Raw genomic sequence first — 15,274 nt, forward strand, 5'->3', positions numbered from 1 at the left:
GCCATCGGCGAGGGCATTTTTGTATCCTATGGGACGCGGTTTATTTGACGCTTACTAAATAAGAGCGTCACTTAACAAGTGACGCTCTTAATAGTTACTTATTCGGTTTCTTTTCTTGATTTAACTATAAGCATTGTACCGCAAATTGTCATAAGTACTGCAACAACTACAATTTTCAAATAAATATCTGAGTAGCCCGTCTGAGGAAGAGTGGTAATGTTATTGTCTCCATTTGTTATCGTTGATGTAGTGGTACCTTATCTCTTTAGTTGATACTCTAAATCCAATAACAGTCATTTTATCTACACCTCACAAACCCATTATTCTCACATTACAAATATCAACATCAATATGCCTATTGAAGCTGAAGGAGATATCGGTCTTACAGGTAATATAAATATTACAAGCGGCATAAAGGCTCTGAATGATGTTATCCTCAGCGGAAACGTGGAGAACTCCCAGGACTCTGTTATCTGTGCTGAAACCGGTAATATAACTATAAATACAGATAATGTTAACCTTAACGGACTTGTCTATGCACCTTATGGCTGCGTTAATATCACTGCACAGAATCTGAATATCAACAGTGTTATCATCATTGCCGATACCATAACTATAACCTGTCCCAATCTCAATGCAAACTACAACTCTCAGATGGCGGAGTTCCTTGGTAATGAGTCGGAACCAATAAACACTGATGATATAGAGATAGTTGCCTACGGCGAGTATGATGATGAAACAGAAGTATTCAGCGTATACTGGAATACCACAGTACCCGACGGAAGCTTTGATATACAGATATCAGATGATGGTGAGAGCTACATCTCAATAGGTACTGTAACAAACGTAGATTCTTTTGAGTACTCATTCACAGAGCCTTTTGAAAAGAAATACATAAAGGTAATTGAAACCACAAACAACGGTACGGTATTTGAATCTGTTCCTTTCATAGTAATCAGTACAGAGAACGGATATGATACAAAAGTTCTTGACAGCGATGAAGACGGTCTTCCGGATATATATGAACTGAAAATAGGTACCGATCCCTATGATACTGATACAGATGATGACGGACTTACAGATTATCAGGAATATGTCTTTACTCAGACTGATCCCCTTGTTTATGATTCGGTAACAGAAGGTATTTCCGATGCTGATGCAGATACAGATGAGGACGGTCTCAGCAACATAGACGAGTTTACAAGAAGAACATATCCCTGGACTCCCGATACAGATCTGGACGGGCCCAGCGACTATGACGAAATCTATGTATATGGAACAGATCCGCTGGTCGCTGACAGCGATGAAGACGGGATAGATGACGGTTCAGAGATAAAACTTGGCCTTGACCCGAATGATCCTGCAACAAATGGCGTTCCCGACGGCGAATATGCTGTTCAGCAAACTATATCTGCGGATAACAATATTCTCGCTTCCGTCAATACAGCTGAAAGCCCATATGTGCTCTCGATAGATATAAAGACCAACGGTGATGCTGAAGAAGAGCTTACTGTAGATGAGAGCGGTTATTCAGCTGCCATAGAAAACGATGCTATGATAGGCGCAAGTGTCAACATAGATATCACTGACACTTGCAATCCTGAAGAAATAGTGCTAAAATATGATATAAAGGAAGCTTATATCGATAATACTCTTGATAAGTTCTCATCACTTGGCGAATTTCAGGGTATAAAGCGCCTGAATGTGTTCAGGTTCGATGAAGAAGAAGGAATGCTTCTCCCCGTTGAGACTGAATTTGATGTTGAGAACAACAAACTCTATGCAGCAGTAAATGAAACAGGTACTTACTGCCTCATGGATATGGAAATCTGGCTCGATAATCTCGATGTGGAAATGCCTGCCGAGAATAATGTTCCTGCACCTAAGGCGGCACCCAAAGCCGCTCCGGACAACAATTCTGAATGGGCGTCGGAGCATGTAAACAATCCCATTGATATCGTATTTCTCTTACAAACTTCAGGCAGAGATGATGATGAGCATTCTTTTAAAACGGAAAAAGAGGAGTTACTTTCATTTTGCGAAGCAGTTTTTTCAGAATATGCAGATGTCAGAGTATACATTATTGGTTTTGGAAGAACTAAGGCAGAAATTCTTTCAGGTGAAACGACATATCATACAAACTTTGACGCTGTAAAAAGTACACTTGAAACAATAAACTATGGATATAGTCAATATGCTTGTAATTCCAGTAAAGCTTTCAGGGTGCTGATAGAATCTATCCATTTGCGTCAAAATGCTGATAGATTTATATATCTTGTCAATAGTGCAGCCGGCATATGTGAGGGTCAATATAATCAATGGTCAGTAATAGACCGCGGAATAGGCATATATAGCCAAATTGATCCCGCAGTTTACTGGTATGATGAAAATGAGCGCCTCCAGTATATACAGAGAATAAAGGAAAACGGCGGATTCTATACATACGTATATTATAAAGTGACACGTCTTGAAATGCTTGAGAATTTGAAGGCGAATCTATCAGCAGCCCGACCTATATATGATATCTATCTTCCGACAAGGTGGAAGAAGATAGTCCTTGACGGTGAACTTACTCCCAACGGAGCAACAAAATCTGATAAAGATCCTTTGACAGACTGGGAGGAAGTTGATACGTCAAAAATAACAGTTAATTCTGATGGCAGTATAGAACTTCCCGTTTTCCGTGTGGCAGACATAATAGGTCATCTTACAAGATTTAACACTAATGGCGAATATAACTTCCTTTTAAATGATCCAACTCCGCGTTATTACTTACCTATTCACTCTGATCCTACCGATGAGGATACGGATGATGACGGATTGAATGATTATGATGATCCAGAGCCGTTGAAAAAAGCATATATCAAGCCTTTTGGTACAGATGAATACAAAGCAGAAGTCGTTCAAAAGGCAGAGCTTAAATATCAGGGGTCATATAACCACACATGGTATAATATTTTGGATGGTGTTTTGCCTTATTATCTTAACATCAAAAAGGAAAATGATTATATAGCAAAAGCTGAATTAGACATAATGATGACAGATGTAAATAATTACGGATTATATCTTAAATCCGTATCTGATGAAAACTGGCTTAGTTTTTGCAAGTTTTTCAATGAATGCGTGCTAGAATACGGCACAGTTGACGAAGAATTACACTATTTCAGACTAAAACTTAATCGTACTCCGGAAACATTACAAGATATGATTGACCTTATCAATTCAACACCCAATATAAACGATAAATGGATAATGTGTAGTCCACAAAAGGGTAGATTCCATATGTTTGGTGATAACGGCGCGTATAATATCAAATTTATATCTTCAAATAATACTGATAATATATATGAAGCTGTTTATGATAAAAATGGAAATATCATAACCGAGAACAATGATTACGGCAAAAATATGGGTACATACAATTATGCAAGTTCCTCCAAGCATAAAAAGAAACATAATAAATTTGACAGAGACACCTATCTAGAATATGGAAATACGATATCAGATCCTAAGCCAATTAAAAATGCTGAAAATGATAACGTAATTAATCATCGCCCAGCAGATAAAAATGATATTACCAAAGTAGATATAAATGCTCAAAATCATTATATCAAAGTCTGCAACGATATCGGAATTGATTATGAAGAACTAATTAAAAATGATTTCTCTGATAAATGTTATTAATAAGGTGGGATTTATATGAAATCAATACAGCGAAAATTAAATGTAGCAACTATTGTTGCAACTGTTATTTATATTATTGGGAATTTTGAAACCATCCTTATTTATCCATATGATAGTCCATCAAGAACTCCAAATAGTTTATGGTTAAAACATCAATATTGGCTTGATGATATTTTTGGTGAATATAGAGGGCTTCGTATTTTTAGAATTATGAGAGATACGTCATGGTGGTTTGTTGAGAATCATAAAAATGTTATATTTTTTATTATTATTTCAATCATGATGCTCATTTCAATCATTATAGGAGTGAAATCCAAAAAAATCAACAAGTTTCTTTTAGTATATTATACTATATGTTTCTTGTTAATGGCTTTCGTTGCATTTCTGGCATCACCAAGATTTGATGATTACTACTCCTAAAAAATATAAAATTATAAGGGCAGCCCAAACTGCCCTTATAATTTTAGCATATTATGTTGAAAGCTGCGAATTGCACTTAAAGCGTATCTGATGAAACTGGCGGAGTTTTTTGCCAGGAACTATCATTTTGTTTTCTTTGCCTGATTATTGCTTGAAACAGTATCGATATACTCTCGGACGTTTTTGAGCACTGTCTTGCTGTAAAGCTGCTCTGCGTATTTATCGATCTCAGCATTCAGCGTGGTGTTCCGCTGTGTCAGATACATCTCCAGCGCAGATATTTTTTTATCGCTCATTGATAAAATAATCTTGTCTTTCATGTCAAGCTCACCTCCATTTCTTCGTCCTCAGTCTGCTCCTGTTCCCGAAAGATAGGAGAGTAAAGCTCCTGACCTTGTCCCGATATTATTCCGTATGAAGTTACAATGCCGCCTTTAGCGTTAAGTACACGGCTGCCGATGTCGGCAAGGTTTGCAGCTTCAAGTATCTCTATATCAAAATCCTGCGGCAGTAGCTTTTGCAGATATTTCTTGCCGTAAGAGTTCTCATCACGCAGCAGAGGAGCAAATTCAAATTCTGAAAGACTGTCAATAACTTCTATTGCACCTTCTTCATTCTCTATCTCTCCAAGCTCCATGACTGCTTTCAGCTTTACAAGGTCAGCGTTATCAAGTGCTGCGATTTTTTCTGCAAGCTCATTCAGCTTTGAGATATTTTCAACGTGATCTATGTAAGGAAGCGGCGACCGCAATTCGTAAACTTGTTCCTCGGTATAGTCGCCATTGTAAGGCAGAGTATACCATTGAACCGACTTTTCAGTTTCACCGATCAATATCTGGAACTCATTTCGAGATGGTTTACCGATGTTTATCTCCATGTCAGGCGGTTCATAATCAAAGACTTCGCAGTAATATCCGTCAACAAATGTCCCTTTGAACTGCTCAGCAGCAAGCCTGCCTATCGCAGCCTTATCAAGCAGCGGTATCAGCTCATCGGGACAGTTTTCAACCTCGGATATCATATCATTGTCGATAACTACTTCACCAAGCTCAGCATAATCCCTGCAGGGATATATCGGATATGTTTCCAAGCCGTATGTCACAAGTATCAGGTCATCAAGGTTATAATCCTCATGAGCCATAAGAACTGCTTTGAAGCCTGCCGTATATGACGGCGTTAACTGCTCAAGCCGCTGTGCAAGAAAATTCAGTTTGAACAGGTCATCATAGAAGCCGCCCTTGCACATTTCTTCGGGAATACGCTCATCATCAATATTGATGTATACATTGCAGTATTTATTTTCAACGCCGAGCCTGTCGAGGATTTCGTAAAGCTCCAACGGCTTTTTAGGCAGTTGTACAGTGATGCTGTACTTGTCATCATATTTATTTCGTAATCTCGCTCTCATAATCTCACTCTCCTCCTGTAGTTGTTTCTGTTTCCTGTTCCGTTACTTCCTGCGGATATGTGACCGCATCAAAAGTACACCAGTTCGTCCAATCTCCGTCCGAGATAGCCTGCCGCTGAACGCAGCCGCCAATAGCAGAAGAGAAAACAACTTCTCCACCGCCGACATACACTCCGAAGTCAGTACCGTTGGATACTCCCACGCCCTGTATCTCAGGCATGGTATCAATGCCGCCTTGCTCGGTATAGTACATATCAACGATCTCATCTGTGAAGTTCTTACTTTCGGTATCATAACGCACATACCCCATTATCAGTCCCACATTATCGGCACAGCGAATACGATTCTCGCCCGTGCGCTCACCGAAGCAGTTATCTGCATATCCCCAGCCCGATTCATAAGCGTTCCTGCACCATGCGGCGAGATCGGAGGCGTTTTTAGCGGAGCTGTCCGTGAACATATACTCGTTGATAGTAGAATTCATCACAAGAGTATACGTCCGCTTGAATTCAGTGTAATCGATATCAATGCAGTAATCGGCATTGAGACTTTGTATAAGCTGCTCATCGTCCTGTGAGAAATGCTCTCCGTATGCCGTGAAGTCCGTGAGCCTGTTGCCATTAAAGTAGGACATATATATTAGCTGCGCCTTTATCGTCTGCTCTCTCAGGTCGGCCGCAGTCATTGCATCAGCTATTGACTGTCCGTCAGCCTCAACTGCCGAGATATTCTCTTGTTGTTCGGGCGATAGCTGAGAAATAAAAGCCGCCATATCAAACTGTAAATCAGTTTCGGGCGGCTCTACACTTCCTAATGACATAAATACGATTATCGGGAGCAGTATCAGCATTAAAAGTCCTACGCAAATACTTCCGATTACTATGAGGACAGTATCTCGTTTCTTCTTATCTGTTGCCGTATCAACGACTTTCATTTTCAGCAGGGCTTTCGCTATCGTTGTAATCATTTTTTTGTAACACCTCATGTAAAAGAAAGAGCTGCCAATGGCAGCTCATATAAATCATTCAATTCATGCTTATGTTATAATCCTCAGCGGTAACTTCTTCGGAATATTCGTCCGTAAAGCCGTTTTCAGCATAAACGTTCTGTCCGATAGTCAACTTCTGTAAAGTCTCTATCCTGTTTCTTACCGACTCAGAAATCAGTTCAATTCGCTCAGGCTTCTGTCCTTCAAGAACCTTCCTGATGTCATCTTCAACGCCGTTGAGCTTTGAAAAATCAAACCGACTGATATCTGAAACAAGCTTTATCTGTTCGCTGTGATGCTTTTTGAATGGCTTGCATTTTATCTCTGTATTCTTTATCTGATCTTCGGAACGGTTAAACCAAAGGGAAGTACCGCTGTCAAAAATCGGTGCAGCGCCTATCCATTCAAGTGTTTCTGCGTTCCTTATAAGTCCGAAATTATTAAAATGCCTGTCCTCATTGGCAATTATATAGTCAACAACTATCATCTCATCAATAGCAGCTGATATATCAACGCCCAGTTCTTTACAGGTATTGATATAGTGAAGATAATCATTTTCGTGATTCTCTTTCCCTCTGATCTGCAATATCCTGTAAGCACTGACGAGCTCAGTATCCTTTGTAATAAAGTCCTCACAAAGGCTGAACGGCTCGTTCCCTAAATGGATTATGCTGTATGGAACATGGCTTATTCCAAGTCTATCCATTATTATTGAAGCGATTACCTCGTTATACGGCTGCTGCCTATAAGGCATCGATCCTGCTTTCAGCAAGCAGCGTTTACCGTCTATTATCTTCCAACGCTTTTTAAGATTACCGTCGGAGGTATTATCGGGCGAATTAAAATCAAAGCCTGATGATTTGGTATTTGTTCCGAATAATACATCACCTATATCATCAGAGAAATTGTTATCGAAGAAATTAACGTCCTCCCACTTCATACTGCTGCCATTCGGCTTTATCCAGTAATGATCAGAAAGGCTGAGACCGAAGCATTTTGTCAAAAGCTCGCTCGGATCAGATATACCAAGTGTATCAAAAGCATCGGCAATACCCATTCTGCTCGCAGGAATGGAACGGCTGCACCACCATTTATTCAATGCGCCGCGGTCAATGACCTCATTATGATGTAAAGGGTGCACTATTCCTACAGGAAAATGTTCCCTGCGCATTACTTCATTGACTGATGTTATTCCTCCAAGAACATCATCGATATCAATATCCGCAACCTCTATATTCTTATGCATTAACAGATATTTCATTGGTGCACCTCTTTTCCTTTTACCGATATTAGTTATTATACCATTATTTTCAGTATAAATCAAGTCTTTTGTCATCTTCCTCCTGCCTTTCCGAAGAGAGCCTCCTTATACGAAGGAGCATGGACCTGCAGCAGATAACGTTCATTGCCGCAGCGATAGAGACAGGTTCCGCGCTCAGGGTGTGCGATGAGATCGTATTCGGGTTTGAGAAGCTGAACCGTATCCATAAATTCAGCCGCCGAACAGTTTCCTACATTGAAAAAGAAAGTGTGTGTAGGTATACTGAACAGCGGTTTAGTGAACTCCTTGACTTCGGGTATAAGGAAATCGTTGATATTCTGAGAGGCGATAATAAACGAAGATTCCTTTTTTCGGACGCGCTTCATTCCATTTCGGATATATTCGATAGCGGTCATATTGGAAAGGAAAAGGTAAAGCTCGTCTATGGCAGCAACTGTATTTCCCTTGCCAAGAAGCTGCGAACTCATGTAGCTGAGAATATTGAAAAGCAGAGTACCCTTTAACTGCTTGTTGGTGTCCATAATGCCTTTCACGCCGAAGCATAGGAAATCGCCGTCCTTTATGTTGGTGTGACCGCAGAAATACTGAGCCTCAGCTCCCTTGCACATACTGTAAATGCCGAGACATATATTCTGGAGCGTTTCCTCGGTATAAAGGTTTCTTTTCTCCCTGTCATAAGCCTTGTACTCTTTTTCCGTCAGTTCATAGAGGTCTGCCATTGTCGGGTAGTCGGCAGTGGTCAGCCTGGAATAATCCGTATTATCATCAATGCCGAAACGGTTGTACAGCTTTATGAGCATTATCTCTATGGTATCTATCTCGCTGTCGGAAAAGTCCTTGTATGCTCTGAAAAAGTCCTTGAGGTAGGATATGTGCTGACTAAGTCTTGTTACCCTGCGGAAGGTATCAGGAGCTTCCTCGCTCCTGTCAGCTTCTCCGAATGACTTGGGTTCAAGGGGATTTATCATATATTCTCCCGACATCATATCAATATATGTGCCGCCGAGATTATTGCATAAGTCCTCGTATTCTGATTCAGGATCAAGGCAGATAACGCTCTTGCCTGATTCGCGCATATTGCAGAGCAGCAGCTTCATTAAGTAGCTCTTGCCCTGTCCGCTGTTGCCGAGAATAAGGATATTGCTGTTGGTTTTGTCATCGGTACGCTTATCAAAGTCAACGAGAATGTTCGCGCCGAACTTATCACGTCCTATATAGAAGCCGTTGGAATCGGTCTTGCCGCTGTAATTCAGCGGATATAAATTTCCTGCCGAGCTTGACGGCAGCACACGTTCATACTGCGCTCCGAATACATTATTGCCGCAGGGGAGAACCGAGAGAAAGCCCTCTTTCTGCCTGAGAAGCAGCTTATCGACAGATATCTTTGAGCGCGTAAGCTCCATTTGTATATCCGCCTGAAGTTCGCGCAGCTTTTCCTCGGTTTCAGTTTTGAGTTCAATAAAAACAGCCGTATGCAGAAGCGTTTCTCTGTCGCGTTTAAGCTCCGCAAGCAGATTTACGATATCGTTCATATTTTCCTCTGCCTTGACAGTCTCGTTGATATCGTTTGTTGTGGACATCATGGTATTCTTACGCATAGCCTGCTGCATTATCTTCTTCTGTTCCATAGCAGTCACAAGCCTGTTGTGGATACGAAGCGTAACGCCGCTTCTATCTGCAAGATGTGCAAGCAGAGCTGTTTCCTCGGTGTTGGGAGGATACTCGGTTATCGCCCATATGCTCTTGTAATAATTGCCGCATATGTAGTGGTCGGTATAGAACTTGACTGTACCGGGGAGCGTCCTGTCAAAGAAGTCCTTAGTTGCTATGACTTCAAGCTGCTCCGGGGTAAGCTGTTTTCTGCGCTTGAATACTTTTCTGAGTACGTTCTTAATTATTCCCATCTGCATTCTCCTTTGCATATTCCTCGCCCTCGATATCGGGAATATAGTCCGCTTTGATGCTTGTTCCGAAGTACAAGCCGAGCATTCGCTTTATCTCAGGCTTTTCAAGTCTGTGAGCCACAAAACCGTGATCTGATATTGCTTTACTTATTCGGTTTATGAGGCTGAATACCTGTTCTTCCTTTTCCTTTCGGAAACGGTATATGAACAGGAACTCTCTTGCCGAGGACATTCCCACCTGTACCTCGTCAAGAAATTCAAGGTCTGCCGCAAGCAGCTTTCGTACTGCCTGATTCTTTTCGACTGCAAGCCTTTTTCTGACATACGCCTTGTTATCGTCAAAGCACTCACAGCTATCGAGAGCCATAATTTCAAGCTCCGGAACTACGCTCAGTACCATTGCCAAGTCATACATCTTATTTGCGATAACTTCTGGAGGCAGTACCGATATATTTGTAGGCTCAACATGATAAAAGATGAATTCGCTCTTATCGGTCTTAACACCGTATTTTGTGAAGGTCTGAAAGCCTATGAGCCTTTGCAGGCTGTTCCTACTTTTCTTTTCTGCCATTATCTTCTCCTATCTGCCATCTGAACTCCTGCTGTGTGGTGCAGAAGAACTTTACGGCGTTTAATATATAGTCAAGAATATCTGTATCCTCAGCCCTGAGTGTAAGAAACGCATAACAGGCAGTCAGCGCCATCGGCACCGGAGTCCACAGCTTTGCGAAGAACATTACCGAAACAATAACACCCGCGCATATAATAATAAAATCCCGAACATTCCAGAACCACAGCTTAACGGTTGCCCTGAGATTTTCGGGATATATGTATGTTTTCATTCGTTCACCTCTATTTCTTCCCTATGGCGCGAATCATTCTCGAACCCATAGAAACTGTACTGCTGATGCTCATCATATTGACCTTAACGCTTGTATCAAGGCCAAACATCTGAGCTATCCTCGGTACTTCTCCTGCAGAAAGGCATACGCCAGCTGAGAGTATAGGATGCTCTGGAAATGTAAGTAATCCCAGATACAGGATAGTAGTTTGTAAAAATGCTGTCAGACATGTAGCGATTACCTGCTTGCACCAATTTGCAAAACCGTCCGTATATCCTCTCGGGACGCTGAACATATACAGCGAGCCGACCGCTATCTGGCAAAGAAGTATACCGCCGCGCTTGATATTCGCAAATACAGTCTTTATAACACAATAACCGAAAAGTATTATAAAGAAAAGATGTGTCAATGAAACATCTGATGCCAGAGCCTCTATTACTTCAATACCCGAATCTGTAAGCGATCCATTCCTGTTTTGTATAAGTGCTCCCACAAGATCAGAGGCAAAGCTATGTTGTAACGATATACAAAATGAATATAAACGCTGTGGTACAATAGTAATTAAGCTCACTGCAAAAAATCCCTTCATAACATTCATACATGTTCCCTTTATATTCGCCTGACCGTTTTCGCAGCCTATTGCAGTGTCAAATACCGCTACTATCAATCCGCAGACAAACAATCCCCAACCGATATGGTGAAATAACGAAATAAAGGCATTTATCCATGCAAGATCAAATATATCAGCTGACGTTTCATTTATCCAGGTGAATATATCAGCTATTGCATCATATATCATGATAAAAATACAGTTGAAGATAACATCAAATATCATTCTCGCGGCATCACTTGTTACAACTCCGACTGTATTATCCCATGCAGATGAAATGCCGTCGCCTATCCATTCTACCGCATCTCCTATCCAGTCAAACACGCTATATCACCTCGATCCTGTATAGATTTGATGAAGTACCGCCGTCTTTTCTCTTACGCTGCTCTATGATAAGCAGCTTCTTCCCCTCCAATCGCTTAATTGCCTGATTCACAGTTGACCTGTGCATATTCACAGCTTTAGCGATAGTAGTCTGAGAGGGGAAACACTCCCCCTGTTTGTTTGCCCTGCTGCACAGATACTGATACACGTTTATCTCCGTTGAAGAAAGTTTCAGCCTATATATCTTCTCAGGCACTATCATTATTATCACCGACCTTTTTTCGTCTTTACTTTTGGTTTCGTCTCCTGCACCTCGGGAAACTCATAATCCTCGGCAGGAGGCTTTTTATTTTTCTGCGGATACTTCTGTTCGACTGCCTTGAAAAGCTTTTCGCGTGACATATATGCCACAGCTCTCGCGCCCTTATCTGGCAGCAGGAACGGTTCTTCAAAGCTGATGCCCCACTTGAAGTACAGTTTCAGCGGAGATATCATCGGATGTGTTCCTGTTTTCATTACAATGAACTGACCTTTGGGCATTGATTTGAGTTCATCTACTGTCATAAGCGGTCTGCCTATCATCTGTAAGGACTGAGAATGTTCCTTGCCGAGTGAAACAGAGCCGCTTTGGATAGTCTGCTCTCCGAGCGCCTTTGATAATACCTCGGCACTTTGACTGTTCGGAGCAAAGCCGCCGAAAACTGTGAGCTGAGTGTTATCCGTGATTATCTCCATGCCCTCCTTGCCGTATTTCTGTTCAAGTTGTGCGAAGCTCTGTATTATCGCAACTATGGATATTTTTCGGCTTCGTCCTGCGGAGAACATGGCTTCGATACCTTCTATTTTCGGAAAAGTGCCCATTTCATCGAGATAGAACATTACTCGGTTATCAAGCGTTCCGCCTTTTTCATCTGCGATAACAAGTAACTCGCGATATAGCTGCTGAACAAGCAGGGACACCATGAAGTATTTCGACTGATCTTCCTCGGGGAGTATGATAAAAATCGCTGATTTCTCCGAGCAGAACTTTTCCGCATCTATAGCCGTTCCGAAACAAAGAAGCTGCTCCATTTCGCTGTCGAGGAAATTATTCAGCCTTGAAAGCGCAGTTGACATAACCGACAGCATCGCCTGATCCGCTGTATTGAGTGCAGCTCCTGCGAGCCATTTGGCTTTGTGGTCACTGGGCAGCTTATCCATGAGTTTTGCAAAATACATAGCGTACTTATCCTTTGAATTATTCGGCGCGGACTTTTCAATAAGCTCTTGTATTAGCTTAAAAACTGAAACTATATGTCTTTCATTCTTATCTCCAAACTCTGCTAAAAGCAGTATTATCGAGCTTAACACACCCTCGGCGGAGTCATAGAAGTAGGCATTCTGACCGTAGCTTGCACTGTCACCGCCGCCTATATTGATTATGGTTTTGGCGGTTATTTTTGCATGTTTTTCGGCTTTTGCCTTAGCTGAAAGGTTACTCCTATCCGCAAGATATATGTCCATATACTTGTTCACAAGATGAAGGATATTGTTTTCATCGCTTCTTGTAGGATTTCTCAGGTCAAGCACAGAAACATTGTAGCCGTAGTATTTCCTGGCTATTTCTCCGTAATTTCGAGCTACATCTCCTTTGGTATCGCTGTTGATAAATGACATTCCGCTTGCACAGCAGAACTCGATATTCGGGTACAGAAAAAAAGCTGTTTTTCCCACGCCCGCAGCTCCTATCATCAGCGTATGAACGTCACCTGTATCGACAAGTGCTGTTGTATTGGTCTTTCCGCGGCAGCCGATAACAATTCCCTGAATTGTCGGGAGAGCTTCTCCCTTGCGCCATTTCTGCGGCTCGAATGGCAGAAAAGAAAAGTACTGCCGTATCTCAGGCTTTGTAGCCCACCGCGCCGTTCCGTACTGTCCGTCACCGACTTTCTTCGATTTTATGCCGTTTATGCTCTTGTTATCAAGAACATTGGTGAGGATAATAAAACCGATAAAAGCGGCGGACAGCAGTATTAAAATAACTATCTGTTTTTCATTCAAATTCATTCCTCCATATATTCTTTCTTTTGCTATTAATAATAAAATAAACTGGTATATTCAAAGCCTGTTGTCGAGGGCAACAGGGGGTGTTGTCTTAGCCGAAAGCCATGACCGCTTCAGCTTCCTCGGCTTGACCTTCGCTCTGCTCCTGTTCGTGTGCCATGTGGCATTCTTCAACAGCAACTCTTATAGCCGAATCTGCAAGCTGATACAGCAGTTTCGCCGTCTGGACAGACTGCTCCCTTGTTCGTGCCGTTTGTCTGAAATCGCTCTCCACCGCCTTGAAAATATTGCTCATATCGCGCCGTTTTTGCCCTATTCTGCCCTTGTCGGCATACGCTCTGTACTCTTTCCTCAGTTTCACACAAAGCCCCTTAAAATCGCTCTTATACCCTGCCTGCTGTAAATAGAAAACCGAGCCTGTTACTGCAAGCTCGGTCATAAAATCTGTATCTCCGCTTCTGTATGCCTTTCTCAGCTCATTCATAAAGCCGTATGGGTTGAAGGTCAGTTCTCTGAGACTTTCGGCTATCTCATAATACTTATTCTTTCGGAAGTGTGGAACGGCAGGGAGCGCGTCATCACCGTTCAATGCCCTGAGCTTCTCGTTCCAGTCCTTGTATTCGGGAGCACACCTCTGTATATCCGTATATCCCTTATCTGTCAGAATATCCCTGAGCCGCTCATATCCGTCAATACCGCCCTCGTCATTATCTGTACAGAAGCATATCTGCCATAAATTTTCATGGGTTTCAAGCGCACCTATCAGCGGATGCTCATATACGCCGTTAAGGGTTATGTAGCTGTGTTCCTGCCAGTTATCTGGATACAACGTTATGAAACTGAGCATATCAATGGGGGCTTCAAAGACATACAGCCTGTCTGAAGTACCGAAATGACCGAAGCTGTATCTGGTGTCAGAGCCGCCCACAGTCATTCTAAAGCTGTTCCCGAAAGTAGTTGCAGAGCGTTTGCTTGCCTGCCGCGGAACGCCATTCTCATCAAGCCCGACGAACACCACATTATGATGATCCTTATCCTCATACAGCTTATGTGCTTTTGCAAAGTGGGTGATTATCTCAGGAGCAATATGCCGCTGTTTTATGAGATAAGCGTACACCCTATGCATATCCTCGTTAGCTTCTGGGAGCTCAAATTCCTTTTTTCTTTCTACTGTCTCCGTTTTATTCGGAGGACTGTGCTGCTGTGGCTCTACCGAATACCCGAGCAGACTCTGCACCGCGTCGGCGAAGCTCATACCATAGAAATACTGCATGAACTTTATAGCTCCACCGCCTGTCTGAGCCTTATGGTCGAACCACCTGTTATCAGATATGGTTATGCTGTCATGCTTACCGCCGCCGTCGGTATATATGAGCTTGTATTCCCGTCCTGCACGTTCAAGCTTTTCGCCGCGCATACGCAAAAATTCGGCTAATTCTACGTTATTTGCAGTCTGCTTTTGTTCTTCTGTAAATGGTATGTAGGTCATATTATCACCTCCAGATCTCAAAGGAACATTGTTAACAAAATATCAACCTTCTATAAGTTTGGCTTATTCAATATTAAGCTAATTCAAAAAAGGAGGTTGTTTTATGGATTTCAAAAGAAAAGCGATTGCATTTGCAATAATTTGCTTCGCTTATGCAACAGGCACTCATGAAGCTGTTGACTTTTTCTGCAAGAAATGCAAAATGCTTTATGGCGAAAGAATAGTTGTATCAGCGCAATTATTAGGAATTATCATTAATGTTATAATGCAATGACCAAAA

15 protein-coding genes are annotated in these 15,274 nt (G+C 41.9%); 3 read left to right on the top strand and 12 right to left on the bottom strand.

Translation table 11 applies throughout. From position 1 onward, the window contains the following. Positions 1-98 precede the first annotated feature (98 nt). Positions 99-239: an LPXTG cell wall anchor domain-containing protein gene (locus tag Q0Y65_RS15805; RefSeq protein ID WP_363293572.1), complete on the bottom strand. Its 141-nt coding sequence runs from the start codon at positions 237-239 to the stop codon at positions 99-101. A 112-nt stretch (positions 240-351) separates the two neighbouring features. Here Q0Y65_RS15805 and Q0Y65_RS13955 point away from each other — a divergent pair, with 112 nt between their 5' ends. Further along, positions 352-3,684, top strand: a complete 3,333-nt coding sequence (locus Q0Y65_RS13955; protein ID WP_297961107.1) for a hypothetical protein — start codon at positions 352-354, stop codon at positions 3,682-3,684. Between the two features lie 15 nt (positions 3,685-3,699). Then, entirely contained in the window at positions 3,700-4,104 is a 405-nt protein-coding gene (locus Q0Y65_RS13960) for a hypothetical protein (protein WP_297961110.1), read from the top strand. Positions 4,105-4,226: 122 nt separating this feature from the next. On the opposite strand, the gene Q0Y65_RS13965 is transcribed toward Q0Y65_RS13960, so the two are convergent. The 11 genes from Q0Y65_RS13965 to Q0Y65_RS14015 all read right to left on the bottom strand — a co-directional run bounded on the left by Q0Y65_RS13965 (position 4,227) and on the right by Q0Y65_RS14015 (position 14,994). Next, entirely contained in the window at positions 4,227-4,424 is a 198-nt protein-coding gene (locus Q0Y65_RS13965; RefSeq protein ID WP_297961112.1) for a DUF6103 family protein, read from the bottom strand. Continuing rightward, positions 4,421-5,512, bottom strand: coding sequence for a hypothetical protein (locus Q0Y65_RS13970; protein ID WP_297961115.1), 1,092 nt, complete (start codon positions 5,510-5,512; stop codon positions 4,421-4,423). Before Q0Y65_RS13970 ends, Q0Y65_RS13965 begins: the two co-directional genes overlap by 4 nt. Positions 5,513-5,516: 4 nt before the next feature. Further along, on the bottom strand, positions 5,517-6,479 hold the full coding sequence (locus Q0Y65_RS13975) for a hypothetical protein (RefSeq protein ID WP_297961118.1): 963 nt from the start codon (positions 6,477-6,479) through the stop codon (positions 5,517-5,519). Between the two features lie 58 nt (positions 6,480-6,537). Beyond that, a complete protein-coding gene (locus tag Q0Y65_RS13980) occupies positions 6,538-7,761 on the bottom strand; it encodes a HipA domain-containing protein (RefSeq protein WP_297961121.1) in 1,224 nt (407 codons plus the stop codon). Positions 7,762-7,832: 71 nt separating this feature from the next. Then, positions 7,833-9,686: a VirB4 family type IV secretion system protein gene (locus Q0Y65_RS13985; RefSeq protein ID WP_297961124.1), complete on the bottom strand. Its 1,854-nt coding sequence runs from the start codon at positions 9,684-9,686 to the stop codon at positions 7,833-7,835. Then, complete coding sequence (locus Q0Y65_RS13990; protein WP_297961126.1) at positions 9,673-10,257, bottom strand: hypothetical protein; 585 nt, start codon at positions 10,255-10,257, stop codon at positions 9,673-9,675. The genes Q0Y65_RS13985 and Q0Y65_RS13990 overlap by 14 nt, the downstream gene beginning before the upstream one ends. Further along, positions 10,238-10,528 (bottom strand): hypothetical protein, encoded by a 291-nt coding sequence (locus Q0Y65_RS13995; RefSeq protein WP_297961129.1) that lies wholly within the window; start codon positions 10,526-10,528, stop codon positions 10,238-10,240. The genes Q0Y65_RS13990 and Q0Y65_RS13995 overlap by 20 nt, the downstream gene beginning before the upstream one ends. A 10-nt stretch (positions 10,529-10,538) precedes the next feature. Next, complete coding sequence (locus tag Q0Y65_RS14000; protein WP_297961131.1) at positions 10,539-11,462, bottom strand: conjugal transfer protein TrbL family protein; 924 nt, start codon at positions 11,460-11,462, stop codon at positions 10,539-10,541. Between the two features lies 1 nt (position 11,463). Continuing rightward, positions 11,464-11,724 (bottom strand): helix-turn-helix domain-containing protein, encoded by a 261-nt coding sequence (locus Q0Y65_RS14005; RefSeq protein WP_297961135.1) that lies wholly within the window; start codon positions 11,722-11,724, stop codon positions 11,464-11,466. Positions 11,725-11,729: 5 nt separating this feature from the next. After that, positions 11,730-13,475 carry a VirD4-like conjugal transfer protein, CD1115 family gene (locus Q0Y65_RS14010; RefSeq protein ID WP_297961215.1) on the bottom strand — a complete coding sequence of 582 codons (1,746 nt, stop codon included), beginning with the start codon at positions 13,473-13,475 and terminating at the stop codon, positions 11,730-11,732. A gap of 121 nt (positions 13,476-13,596) precedes the next feature. After that, positions 13,597-14,994, bottom strand: coding sequence for a DUF3991 and toprim domain-containing protein (locus Q0Y65_RS14015; RefSeq protein ID WP_297961138.1), 1,398 nt, complete (start codon positions 14,992-14,994; stop codon positions 13,597-13,599). Between the two features lie 103 nt (positions 14,995-15,097). Between Q0Y65_RS14015 and Q0Y65_RS14020 the strand changes: the two genes are divergently transcribed. Then, positions 15,098-15,268 carry a hypothetical protein gene (locus Q0Y65_RS14020; RefSeq protein ID WP_297961141.1) on the top strand — a complete coding sequence of 57 codons (171 nt, stop codon included), beginning with the start codon at positions 15,098-15,100 and terminating at the stop codon, positions 15,266-15,268. The last annotated feature ends 6 nt before the right edge of the window (positions 15,269-15,274 follow it).

It is taken from the genome of uncultured Ruminococcus sp. (assembly GCF_947301925.1).
Lineage (GTDB): Bacteria > Bacillota > Clostridia > Oscillospirales > Ruminococcaceae > Ruminococcus.